The sequence below is a fragment of the Anaerobacillus arseniciselenatis genome (genome assembly GCF_001865995.1).
In the GTDB taxonomy this organism is placed as follows: Bacteria; Bacillota; Bacilli; order Bacillales; family Anaerobacillaceae; genus Anaerobacillus; species Anaerobacillus arseniciselenatis.
Map to the genome: position 1 here is coordinate 121,197 of NZ_MLQQ01000010.1, position 12,161 is coordinate 133,357.

Here is a 12,161-nt window from a genome sequence, read left to right on the forward strand (position 1 = left end):
TCACTCCTTGACTTCATAAGGAATTTCAATGTTTATGGTTGTACCTAGACCCTCTTCTGATATGACTTCTATTTTACCATTTGTTCGCCGCAAACTTTGCCGAATTAAATATAAGCCCATTCCTCGGTCTTCACCTTTTGTAGAAAAACCTTTTTGAAAGATGGAATCAACCTCTTCTTCTGAAATACCAACACCACTATCACTCACTCGAATAATCATCTTATCATCTTTAAACTGTGTTAACACCTCTATTCTTTTCGAAATACAGCCTTGAACTGCATCCAGTGAATTATCAATTAAATTCCCTAAAATCGTTATTAACTCATTTGTATGATCTGAATTTTGGGCAATTGGAACATAACAATCCCTATTAAAAATTAAAGCAGCACCACGCTCTCTCGCGTAACTTAACTTCCCTAAAATAAAGCCTGCTAGTATCGGATCTTTCATATATCTTGTAATATTGCCTACATCTGTTTGTAGGTGATTGGTGGTGCTTTTTACAAAATCAACGAGTTCATCATAGCTTTGTAAGTGAACCATCCCCAAAATAACCTGTAATTTATTCATAAATTCATGTGTTTGTGCTCGCAATGCATCTGCATAAACTCGAACACCTGTTAACTCTTCTGCTAACTTTTTTAATTCTGTTTTATCACGAAAGGTTGCCACAACACCAACAATTTTTTTATCAACATAAATAGGAACTCGGTTCACTAACAAGACCGTTCCGTTGTAGGATAATTCCTGATCTAATTCTCGTATCCCAGTTTCTAATACTTTACTCATTTTTGAATTTGGAAAAATATCTTCAATTTCTTCTCCAATAAAATTGCCTTTATGATTGCTTATTCTCTTGAATAACCTTGTTCCTTCGTTATTAATTAAAGATATTTTTTTATTTAAATCTATAGCTATAATGCCTTCTCTAGCATATTGAAGCATCGCGCTTCTCTCTTCTAATAATTGAGCTATTTGAGAAGGCTCCATCCCAAAGAGAATCGCTTTAATTTTTCTTGCTAAAAAAACAGCTCCAAATATTCCTACTAACAAACTTAATAACGTACCAATCACTAATATTCTTCTATTATCACTCACTGCTCTTTCAACATCTTCAACTAGTAAACCTGCAACTACTGCACCAATTTGTTCGCCTCCTTGATTTAATACAGGAGTAAAATACCTTAAAGAGTAACCTAACGTCCCTTCTGCAATGGAAATACTTTCTTTTCCCATAAAAACATATTCCTCATCTCCACCAATAAACTTCTTTCCAATTTGTTCCTGAAGAGGATGTGTCAATCTCACTCGATCTATATCAAGTACAACTATAAAGAGTACTTCTGTCCTTTGTCTAATTTCTTCCACATTTTGTTGAAGTTCCTCATCGCTTAATTCACCATTCAACGCGTCAATGACATAAGGAGACAACGCAACTGTTCGTGATACATCCCTTGCTTTGCTTTCAATATAACTTTTCGTTGTCATCTCAATACTTTTACTAGTTAAATAGTTGTTAACAAAAAGTGCAAGAATGACTACCGAACAGACTAATAAAAGAATTTTTGTTTGTAAAGGAATTTTTTTAAATTTCATTAGAATCGCTCTCCTAGACTTTTACGCATAATTTCTTTTCTAACTATAACAACTTTTATTAACTTTCATTAGCTTATTTTAATCTATTTTGTGAATATTGAGATTCGTCACTATGACTCCCTGGCATCATTTAGAATAATTCTTATTTGAGATATTATTACAACTGAAATATTTTTCTTGAATCCTTATTGTTGAAAGTACTATTGCTACTTTTTATTCAATGCTTGTTCCATTAAATAACTTTTACTGAACATAATCGTTGTACAGCAGCAAAAGATCCGATATAAATGAGAGAGCTTGTTCAACGAAGCTCCAGAAGAATTAGATTAAAAACACTTGTGAAAAATTTATATCACAAGTGTTTTGATTTTACTTTTTAATTATTTGCTTTCGTTCTTCCATCTGTGGTGGCTCTTCCATCCAACCTTTTTTAATCATGATTTTCCCACCCTTATGAGCATATTCAAAAATATCTTTCATAAAAATCGTATTTTTTGCGGGTAAATCATTTCTTAAACTAAAAGCAGTTCCGAGTGAATTGCTTCCCATAGAAAAACTGCAAAAAAGACTTGTGCAATACATCATTAATTTATCAGAAAATGGTGCTACTGTTGAACGAGTTGGGTTTCCTCCTGGAGTTTGAGGAATTGGAAGGTTTGTTTGAATCATAACTTCACTCAATTCTTTTATAATGCCTTTAGCAAGCTCTGCACCCTCATTAAAGTATTTTTTCACCTCAACATCATTTGCACACTGTCCAAAGCCTAAAATCAATTGTAAACCTGTAAGATTTGATTCAATAGCTTTATGAACGTGAGAAACCTCTACCGTATTCAATGTTCTTTTTTGGCTAAATGGATTGAGAGCTACTCCACCTAAATAACTATTACCTTTAACAAACTCAACTGATTTCGGCATCGAAACGTAAGGTGCTCTAACAAGTAACCCCTTTTCAAGCAAATATTGAGAGCAAATCCTGAAATACTTTTGGGTAATAGCAGTAAGGTCTTCAAAAAACATATTTATATCTTCTCTAAACGTCATTGTCATATTTAATGAATGTAATCCCATACTAATTTCTTTTAAAAGGCGTACAAACATAATGTCAAAACCATTATCGTATAGCTTTGGGACATCCTTATTTACATCTTCTGCTGTATATCCAACTGGGATAACAGCACCTTCCTCTTCAAATATCTGAACTATTTTACCAACATACATTTCAAGTTCTTCATGCAAATTAGTCATAATTTCCTTGGCTTTTTCTTCATCTGCTTTCGCTATAAAATACTCTAACATTCGTAAAATCATTGTTTTTTCTTGATATGTAAGCCATAACGTTCCTAATTCTGATGATGAAATTGATGCTTTTTCTGGCATAATTAACCCTCCCTAAAATAATTAATTTTAGGTTGTGTAAGTTATGGCAAATTCATACTATTGTTACTCTCATTTTAAAAAAATCTACCTATTTTAGTACATTCTTTCAAAAGTCATCTAAAACAGAAATTGTTTGTTGCACAGTATAGGTCTACTACGCATTATTGCTTTAATGTAACCCCCATTAATTTTCTGCCGTGTTATTTTATGAAACCCACATACGTTATAATTTTGGTTGCATGTAAATAATGTTATTAAGGTAAACACTGCTACATCTCAAATTACTCAAAAAGGAATGATGTAAGAATGAGATGTGCTGTATATATTCGAGTTTCAACTGATAAGGAGGAACAAAAAGCATCGTTAAAGTATCAAAAGGAGCTTTTTTATAAGTACATTGAAGAAAAAGGATGGGACATTTATCAATTTTATGTGGATGTACAGACAGGAACTATGGGAAAAAGAAAAAACCTTCAAAAAATGATTGAAGAAGCTCAAGAAAAAAAGTTCGATATCATTTTAGCTAAAGAACTCTCTCGTCTAGCTCGCAATGGAGAGTTATCCTATAAAATTAAAAACCTTTGCGAGAATCAAGGGGTCCATATTATCACTTTAGATAATGCGATTAATACTTTGACAGGTAACACTAATATGTTTGGTTTATACGCCTGGATGTACGAACAGGAGTCGCAAAACACAAGTAATCGTGTGAAAGAAACTTTGCGGACGAGAGCGAAAAAGGGTCTTTTCAAGTGGTCTATTCCTCCTTACGCGTTTGCAGTTCGTGAAGGAAAACTTTATATAAGAAATGACAATACCCCTAGTATTGTAAAAAGGATCTTTGATGAATACCTAGCTGGAAGTGGGCGACAAAGTATCGCAAGAAGGCTATATAATGAAGATATTCCAACACCTGCTGATATATCAGAGAAAAAGAATGCCGGGGATAAGTGGAACGACTCAACGATTAAGCTTATTCTTACTAACCCCCATTATGTTGGTGACTTAGTACAAAGTCGTTCAACTACAGTAAGTGTTACGAGTAAGAAAAGGCGACAAGTCGAACAGGAGAATCAAATTATCGTTAACAACACACATGAAGCGATAATTACTCGTGACGTGTTTGATGCTGTCCAGCATCAATTAAAAATTCGCACTAAGTATATTACGGCACCAAAGAACCATCTGTTCACAAATATTCTTTACTGCTCTGATTGTGGAAAAGGGATGTGGTATCGAAGCAACCGTAAGGGTTATGTATGCGGCAATTATGCACGGCACGGTAAAAAAGCTTGTAGTGGTCATTTTCCATTAAAGAAGATTTCCTTAAAGATACCGTTCTAACTGACATTCAAAAGTTAGTAAAAGAAATTCATCAAGAGCAATACATTAAGCAGTTAGAAGCTCAATCAAAGAAGTCTAAGCAAAACCTTCAAAAGCAACTCGATAAAATTAAGAAACAAGTAAGTTCAATAAAGGCGCGAAAAAGAAAATACATCAATATGTTAGCTGAAGAGATGATTACTCAAGAGGAATATCGAGATATTGTACAAGCTAATAATATTGAAATTAAAGAGTTGGCCGATAAAAAGAATGATTTACTCGCGGCAATGGAAAGTGAACAAACAGTGGATAACATCGATCAATTAAAACAAGAGCTTCTTAAATTCCTTAACACGAATGAATTAACACCTGAGAGCTTGCATCGCTTAATCAATCGAATTGAAGTTAAGGCTGATGGAACGCCTGTTATTCACTATCGTTTTTCAGCTCCCAAAATCAAATAAACAGAGCAGGAACCCCTATTTTGGGGCTCCTGCTTCATTAAAAACTATCTGCGAGACGCACTCAACGTGCGCAGTGTGCGGAAACATATCAACAGGCTGCAAACTCTTCAGCTTAAACCCTGCCTTCATTAATACATCTACATCTTTGGCTAAGGTCGATGGATTACATGACACATAGACGATCCGCTTCGGTTTTACTTTGATCATTGCATCGAGTAACTTGCGGTCACACCCAGTGCGGGGTGGATCAACGACGAACACGTCAGGGCGCCACCCTTCTTTTAGCCATTTTGGCAACAGTACTTCTGCTTTACCGACTTCATATTGGGCATGAGCGAAACCATGCTTTTCTGCGTTTCGGCGTGCGTCATCTATCGACTCATCGATGACGTCCATTCCTCGCAATTCTCCTGCGTGCGGTGCAAGCCAAAGACCGATCGTACCAACGCCACAATAAGCATCAACAAGTTTTTCTTTCCCGGTTAACTGTGCAGCTTTTTTCACTTCATCGTAAAGCTTCACAGTTTGTATCGGGTTAAGCTGGAAAAAGGCGCGCGCTGACAATTCAAACTGTAAATCCCCTAACGCTTCTTGAATTACTTCTTCTCCATGTAAGTGCTTCGTTTCGTCTCCAAAAATAAGCGAAGTTTTACGACCATTGATATTTTGGAGCACCGATTTCACTTCTGGGAGACGGCGTTTAATTTCGTCGATGATCAACTCTTTTTTCGGCAAGTCCTTTGTTGCTGTGATTAAGACGAGCTGCACATCACCGGTACTAAAACCAACTCTTGTGACGATCGTTCGCACGACGCCTTTGTGTTTTTTTTCATGATATATAGGAATTTTTAAATCTTGTAAAATCGCCTTCATTGTCTTCGTTACTTTGTTTGTAGCGGGATGCTGAATGGCACATTCAGATATGTCAACCAATTGATGTGAATTAAGGCCATATAATCCTGCAATAACTTCTTGTTGATTACGCCTAACTTGAAGCTGACTTTTATTCCGGTAGTTCCACGGATCTTCCATACCAATCGTTTCTTTTATAGGAAGTTTGTCTCCTTGGAGGTTCGTATGACGCTCAAACGATTGCCTAACAATATCCTTCTTTTCCCGTAATTGAGCTTTGTAATCTAAATGCTGCAGCTGGCAGCCACCACATTGATCATAAACCGGACAAGGTGGTTGAATACGATCTTGAGATTTTTTACGGATTTTTTTAATCTTTGCTTCTGAAAATTTCTCTTTGGCATCGGTGACCGTCACGACGACTTCTTCACCTGGAAGAGCTCCTGGTACGAAGACGACTTGTCTTTTAAAATATCCGACGCCCTCGCCATTAATGCCGAGACGCTTAATTGTGAGTGGAAACTCTTGCCCTTTTTCTATCAATACTTTTTTATTGTTCATTTTTTCAACTCCGGTGCTTTTTGATTATCTAAGCTTTCCCATAAATAAAGGGAGGCATAGCTTTTAAATGGTGACCAAGCTTCACTAAGCTTAATTAAATGTTCGATCGTCGGCTTTTCTTCTAAATTGTACAGTTTTTTGACGGCATTTTGAATCCCGATGTCTTTCACTGGAAATAAATTTTTTCGACCTAAACCAAACAGTAAAATGTTTTCTGCTGTCCAATAGCCGACGCCTCTTATTTTTATTAACGTTTCAATGACTTCTTCGTCAGTTAGAAGTGCTACTTCCTCTAAATCTAGTTCCCCTTTAGCGATTAATCTTGACGTATCAATGACGTACTCCGCTTTTCGTTGGCTGAATTGCATTTTTCTCAAATCTTCATAGTCTAATTCGCTCACCGTTTCTGGAGATGGATAAAACCACACCCCATCTTTTTCCGTACCAAAGCTTTTCACAAATCGTTCAGTTAATGTATAGGCAAAACGAATGTTTAGCTGTTGGTGAATGATCGTTTTCATCATACAAAAATAAAGGTCGAAATCGCGGGTTAGTGGCATTCCATGATATTGTTTAAAAAGCGGTGCTAAATCAGTATGTAAAAAATGTTCATTTACTTCAAGTAATGGCGATTCTAATTGAAAAATTTCAGTAATTTTTCGTATTCCTTCTTCTTTAATATCATTAGGTAACTCTACCGTGCATTGTGGCTCTTCAACACTTCCTGAAAAAGTTACGTTAGCAACAATGTTTTCGCTATATATTTTTAAAGGAACTTTGATTGAATTTTCATCAACCGTATTAAGAGGATCATGGCCTAAACGTTCTAGAACTCGCCTATAATTATAAGGACCTGCTATTTGTAATTCCACATTTATCACTCCCGAACTCCGTAGCTTGATTACGATTATATCATAAGAAGAAAATGGAACAATCTCCTAACTTCTTCATTTATAGTGATAAAACTCTAAAAAAACTTCCTAAACTTACTACATCACAGCTATTGTTTTTTTTGTTAAAATAATAGAAGTAATCAAGGTTAAGGAGAGGTTAAATTTTATGTCGATACCAACTGATGTAGCATCATTACAAATTATGGCCGAAGTGTACAAAAAGAAAAGTTCTCAATCGGTTTTTGAAAAAACAGTAAAAAGTCTTGTTCAGGAAGTTCCGTACATAGATTGGGTAGGGATTTATCTTAAATCAGATGATGAAAACTTACAACTATCTGCTGCTTCTGACGAAGAAGATGATTTAGGTTGGGAATATAATGGTCAATTAAAATTCCCGATTACAAATTCAGTAGATCAACAAATCGGTGTCATGGTTGTTCGTAGTAAACAAGCGATCGCATTTGACGTTACCGATGTTTCCACACTAGAAACAATTGCTGAAGCAATTGGTCAAATCAGCTACTCAAATTAACATTTTAAAAATTGGTTCGCTCCACTAGCTATCAGCGATCCAATTAGTGAATAAGTATAAGAGGCTTTCCGATAAGTAATGCCACCTATGTGAAATACGATAATTTTGAATTTCTGTTTCAAATTATCGTTATTAACTGGTAGCTGACACTTAGTATTGGATAGCCTCTTTTATTTACGTTTCTTAGAAATCAAAGTTGTTCACGCTCTTCAATGATGTTGATGCCGTTAAAACTCATCCATTTTTTTACTTAACATATAATCATCAAGGCTTTTGAATTGATACCCTTGTTTTCTTAACTCATCTATGACATCACCTAATGCTTCGGCATTATCTTTAGAGACAGAGTGTAAGAGCATAATCGCCCCTGGATGTACTCTTTCCATAATTTTATCGTACGCATACTGTTTTCCTTTTTGATTATCAACTTCCCAATCTTTATAAGCGAGCGACCAAAATACGTTTACGTAACCTTCCTTTTGCGAAAGCGCAAGCGAACGTTCGCTAAAAACGCCTCGAGGTGGGCGTAAATAAATCATGTCGTTGCGCCCCGTCATTTCTTCATATTTCACTTTCACTTTTTCAAGCTCTCTTTTGAGACGTTCGTCACTTACTTCAACAAAACTAGGGTGATGCCAAGAGTGATTTCCAATAATATGTCCTTCATCAACCATCCGCTTAATAAGATCTTCTTGCTCTAATAAATAATGACCGGTAACGAAAAAAGCAGCCGGTACGTCTTTTTCTTTTAACACATCAAGAATGACAGAGGTATAGCCATTTTCATATCCGTTATCAAACGTTATGTATACTTCTTTTTTATCAGTATTTCCAATATAAAAACCACCGTATTTATTCAGTAACTCTTCATATAGCGGCTCGGTTGTTGCCGGCTGATTATTCGGCTGGCGGTTAAAACTCCAACGTTGTTCTTGATTGCTATATGCCTCAGTAACCGCAGGCGGAAATATTGTTAAAAAAATGAATAAAAATAGCATAATTAATTGAATTTTTTTCATAAACGAACCTCTCCTCTTTGATTTTTAATTAGTTTTTTCATTCAGTCGGAAATTATCCACGCTGTTATTTTTAGATACGTCGCCTTGTTGTCTAATTTGCTTTTGTTGTTATCCAATTTGGATATTTTGTTGGCGAATTCTTTATTTTTGTTGTCTAATCCTAGCAGTTTGTTATCCACTTTCGGTCATTTGTTGGCCATTCGACATAAAGCGCCTTTTTTTGACACGATTAATAATTCAACAACCAACAAAAAAGACCTAAAGCTCGGTGTTAAACACCAAACTTTAGGTCATCTTTATAAATTTAATGAATTTCATCAATCATTATTATTACCATTAAGCATTTATATGTAATTGCGTTAAACCGCTCGCAACTATATATAGTTTGATATGGCTCAATTTAGGTAATTATGAAATTCACTCAATTAAAATACTTTTTCTTTTAGCTCCGATAGTTTTTCAAATGAAGTTTTGTCGACTTCTGCATGCAAGCTATTGCCGTGGGAATCCATCGTTACGATCGCAGCAAAGCCTTCTACTTTCAAGTGCCACATTGCTTCTGGTACACCAAACTCAAGTAAGTCAACGCCATCGACTTTTTTAATACAGTCAGCATAGTATTGTGCTGCGCCACCAATCGCGTTTAAGTATACACCGCCGTGCTCGCCAAGTGCTTTTAACGTTTTTGGACCCATTCCACCTTTACCGATAACTGCGCGAATTCCGAATTTCTTCATCACATCACCTTGATATGGCTCCTCGCGAATACTTGTTGTCGGTCCTGCCGCTTTAACGTGCCACTCGCCAGCCTCATCTTTTAGCATAACTGGTCCACAGTGATAAATAATTTGTCCATTTAAATCAATCGGGGCGTCATGATCCATTAAATGATGATGAATCGCATCACGGCCAGTGTGAAGGTCGCCGTTAATAATGACAACGTCGCCAACTTTCAACTCACGAATTTGTTCTTCTGTAATTGGAGCTTCCAAAACAACTTCACGTGTTTTTGGCTTTTCTTCTGTAGCTGCGGCAACTTCTTCTTCGATAAATTTAATTTCTTCACCGTCTTTGTATTGCCACTCTTTAATTTCACCTGTCGTAGCATCAAGCGTCACACCTAAGCGACGGAATGCCCAACAATTGTAAGCAACTGAAACGAAGAAACTTGCTGGTAAACGATTTGACTTGCCGATTTTACAGCCAAGTAATGTCGCTTCTCCACCGAAGCCCATCGTTCCAATTCCTAAATTATTGGCATGCTCCATCACATAGTCTTCTAACTTGCGAAGAGTTTCATCTGGATTTACATCTTCACTAGAGCGGAAAAGTTGCTCTTTAGCAAGTGATGCACTTGAAATACGGTCTCCACCGATGCCTACGCCGATAAAGCCGGCACTACAGCCTTGTCCTTGTGCTTGATAAACGGAATGAAGGATACACTTTCTAATTCCATCAAGATCTCGACCTGCTTTGCCTAGTCCGTCAAGCTCAGCCGGTAAACTATATTGCATATTTTTATTTTCACAGCCTCCACCTTTTAAAACGAGGCGAGCTTCAATTTCATCTTTTTCCCATTGCTCAAAATAAATGATCGGTGTTCCTGGTCCGAGATTATTGCCACTATTTTCACCTGTAATTGAATCTACAGAGTTCGGGCGAAGCTTCCCGTTTTTCGTTGCTTCTTCAATCGCTTCGTAAATTGCTTTTTTCATCTCGATTTGATTTGCTCCTACAGGAACTTTAATCTTGAACGTTGGCATTCCAGTATCTTGGCAAATCGGTGATACGTTTTCATCTGCCATACTAATGTTTTTCGTGATTGTTGCTAGTGATAGCGCTGCTGTCGTACCAGCGTTCTCCTTTTGTTTGGCAGCCTGGATTGCGCGGCGGACATCATTTGGAAGATTCGTAGACGTTTCAACAACAAGCTTATACATGCTTTCTTTAAATATTTCCAATTCCTATTTCCCCTTCCACAGCAAAAATATTATTTTTATATCTCCACTAGTAATTATACAATGTAAACGCTCACTTTTGTCTAAAAATTTAGATATAATTTAAATTCTACTAAAAAAAAGCGCAAGGTGCCTTGGTCACGAGCGAAAGGCACTGGAAGACCTTTGACAGAAGCCACTTTTGGGCTTCCGAATCGTGCTCCTGCGGTTACTCGTCGCAAAGCTACGAAGAAATAACTCAAGGTAGTTGCCTGTCTGAAGTGACCGAGCTCGTAGGCGCTGGAGCCAGACAATAAAAAAGCGCAAGGTGCATATTGCTAGACACCTTTCAAAGTTCAAAATATACCTTCTTATCTTTTAAAACAGCTCGCTCTCACGCTGCATATTCGCTAATAAAAGATGAGCATCACTATTAATATAGTGAAAAATAGGTTTTCCATCATCTAAAAACTCAATTCTCGAAACACCAGTATTACCAATAACAAATGGACGGTGCGCCTGATGCCACTTATGTCCGTACATTAAATACATAAGAAAAATACTAATAAAACCACCGTGGGAAACGAGAATAACGTTATGACGCTTATGTCCGCTTAATAGTTCCTCTAAAACTTGGTGACAGCGATCAGTAATCTCCTCTACTGTTTCCGTTCCGACAATCCCTGTCGTTAAAATCGATTTTGATTCTGCTTTGAGCTCAGGGTACTGTAAGTAAATCTCTTGTCTAGTTTTTCCTTCTAGAGGACCTAAATTAATTTCACAAATTCTTTCCCACTTAATGACGTCAAGCGGCTGGTGAGCACTGATCGCCTTCGCCGTTTCGTGTGCTCGTGTTAAATGACTGGAATAAATATAATCAAATGATTGCGACTCGAGGAACTCTCCTAATAAACGTGCTTGATTTTGGCCAAGTTCTGATAATGGGAAATCTTTATGACCTTGAATAATGCCACGGTCATTTGCGACAGATTGTCCGTGACGAACTAAATATAAATTCATAATTGCACTCTCCCTCAAAAAAAAGCAAGGGAGTGTCCAAAGTAAAGGGCCAGTCATCGTTAAGCAGGAATGAAGACGAGTACATCGACTTCATTTAGCGCTTGCCTCTAGCGAACTGACACTTATGGGACACCCCCCATACTACATTTTTATATTTTTAAATATTAGTACGTAACTTTTTACATTTATTTTCAATTTCGTCGAGCATTTCAATAATACGATCAATTTCTTCAACGCCAGCCTCTTCTGGTTCGATTGAATCTAACATCGACATTAAATGCTCCATTTTTCCGTATAGTAAATTTAACTGTTCCTTTGGTTCATACACTGATTTTTCCAAACTGTAACTACCCCTTTCAATCTTTTCCCTCTATAGTATAGTACTGATTCACTTTGAAAACAAAGTTTTCCCTTTATATTTAATGAATTTCATATTTCAATATTATCGCCACTAAGTATCTATATGTAGTTGCGTTAAACCGCTCGCAACTACATACAGTTTGATATGGCTCATTTTAGGTAATTATGAAATTCACTCATTAGCTTATCCATTTCTATAAATTACAATGTAAAATGGAAATTGC

General features: G+C 36.6%; 11 protein-coding genes. 3 read left to right on the forward strand and 8 right to left on the reverse strand.

Annotated features, from left to right (window positions below; genetic code table 11):
• Positions 1–1,596 (reverse strand): DcuS/MalK family sensor histidine kinase, encoded by a 1,596-nt coding sequence (gene dcuS, locus BKP35_RS07835; RefSeq protein ID WP_071312797.1) that lies wholly within the window; start codon positions 1,594–1,596, stop codon positions 1–3.
• Positions 1,597–1,965: 369 nt separating this feature from the next.
• The gene (locus BKP35_RS07840; RefSeq protein ID WP_071312798.1) at positions 1,966–2,976 is read right to left on the reverse strand and encodes a DUF3231 family protein; all 1,011 of its coding nucleotides are present in this window, start codon (positions 2,974–2,976) and stop codon (positions 1,966–1,968) included.
• 306 nt (positions 2,977–3,282) lie between these two features.
• On the opposite strand from BKP35_RS07840, the gene BKP35_RS07845 reads away from it, so the two are divergent.
• Positions 3,283–4,320 (forward strand): recombinase family protein, encoded by a 1,038-nt coding sequence (locus tag BKP35_RS07845; RefSeq protein WP_245741905.1) that lies wholly within the window; start codon positions 3,283–3,285, stop codon positions 4,318–4,320.
• Between the two features lie 158 nt (positions 4,321–4,478).
• Positions 4,479–4,763: a DUF4368 domain-containing protein gene (locus tag BKP35_RS19940; RefSeq protein WP_245741906.1), complete on the forward strand. Its 285-nt coding sequence runs from the start codon at positions 4,479–4,481 to the stop codon at positions 4,761–4,763.
• Between the two features lie 15 nt (positions 4,764–4,778).
• Here BKP35_RS19940 and rlmD read toward each other — a convergent pair whose 3' ends face one another.
• Positions 4,779–6,176, reverse strand: a complete 1,398-nt coding sequence (gene rlmD / locus BKP35_RS07850; RefSeq protein ID WP_071312799.1) for a 23S rRNA (uracil(1939)-C(5))-methyltransferase RlmD — start codon at positions 6,174–6,176, stop codon at positions 4,779–4,781.
• Positions 6,173–7,048 carry a DNA-3-methyladenine glycosylase family protein gene (locus BKP35_RS07855; RefSeq protein ID WP_245741907.1) on the reverse strand — a complete coding sequence of 292 codons (876 nt, stop codon included), beginning with the start codon at positions 7,046–7,048 and terminating at the stop codon, positions 6,173–6,175. Before BKP35_RS07855 ends, rlmD begins: the two co-directional genes overlap by 4 nt.
• 187 nt (positions 7,049–7,235) lie before the next feature.
• Between BKP35_RS07855 and BKP35_RS07860 the strand changes: the two genes are divergently transcribed.
• A complete protein-coding gene (locus BKP35_RS07860; RefSeq protein WP_071312801.1) occupies positions 7,236–7,601 on the forward strand; it encodes a GAF domain-containing protein in 366 nt (121 codons plus the stop codon).
• A 227-nt stretch (positions 7,602–7,828) separates the two neighbouring features.
• On the opposite strand, the gene pdaA is transcribed toward BKP35_RS07860, so the two are convergent.
• The 4 genes from pdaA to BKP35_RS07880 form a co-directional block, all read right to left on the reverse strand.
• Positions 7,829–8,620, reverse strand: coding sequence for a delta-lactam-biosynthetic de-N-acetylase (gene pdaA, locus BKP35_RS07865; RefSeq protein ID WP_071312802.1), 792 nt, complete (start codon positions 8,618–8,620; stop codon positions 7,829–7,831).
• 425 nt (positions 8,621–9,045) lie between these two features.
• The gene (locus tag BKP35_RS07870; protein WP_420534812.1) at positions 9,046–10,560 is read right to left on the reverse strand and encodes a fumarate hydratase; all 1,515 of its coding nucleotides are present in this window, start codon (positions 10,558–10,560) and stop codon (positions 9,046–9,048) included.
• 375 nt (positions 10,561–10,935) lie between these two features.
• Positions 10,936–11,577 (reverse strand): histidine phosphatase family protein, encoded by a 642-nt coding sequence (locus BKP35_RS07875; protein WP_071312804.1) that lies wholly within the window; start codon positions 11,575–11,577, stop codon positions 10,936–10,938.
• Between the two features lie 157 nt (positions 11,578–11,734).
• A complete protein-coding gene (locus tag BKP35_RS07880; RefSeq protein ID WP_071312805.1) occupies positions 11,735–11,917 on the reverse strand; it encodes an SE1561 family protein in 183 nt (60 codons plus the stop codon).
• Positions 11,918–12,161 lie beyond the last annotated feature (244 nt).

Excerpts from the sequence above, each read along its gene's own strand:
- dcuS (WP_071312797.1), bottom strand. The coding sequence starts at position 1,596 with ATGAAATTTAAAAAAATTCCTTTACAAACAAAAATTCTTTTATTAGTC.
- BKP35_RS07840 (WP_071312798.1), bottom strand. The coding sequence starts at position 2,976 with ATGCCAGAAAAAGCATCAATTTCATCATCAGAATTAGGAACGTTATGG.
- BKP35_RS07845 (WP_245741905.1), top strand. The coding sequence starts at position 3,283 with ATGAGATGTGCTGTATATATTCGAGTTTCAACTGATAAGGAGGAACAA.
- BKP35_RS19940 (WP_245741906.1), top strand. The coding sequence starts at position 4,479 with ATGTTAGCTGAAGAGATGATTACTCAAGAGGAATATCGAGATATTGTA.
- rlmD (WP_071312799.1), bottom strand. The coding sequence starts at position 6,176 with ATGAACAATAAAAAAGTATTGATAGAAAAAGGGCAAGAGTTTCCACTC.
- BKP35_RS07860 (WP_071312801.1), top strand. The coding sequence starts at position 7,236 with ATGTCGATACCAACTGATGTAGCATCATTACAAATTATGGCCGAAGTG.
- pdaA (WP_071312802.1), bottom strand. The coding sequence starts at position 8,620 with ATGAAAAAAATTCAATTAATTATGCTATTTTTATTCATTTTTTTAACA.
- BKP35_RS07870 (WP_420534812.1), bottom strand. The coding sequence starts at position 10,560 with ATGTATAAGCTTGTTGTTGAAACGTCTACGAATCTTCCAAATGATGTC.
- BKP35_RS07875 (WP_071312804.1), bottom strand. The coding sequence starts at position 11,577 with ATGAATTTATATTTAGTTCGTCACGGACAATCTGTCGCAAATGACCGT.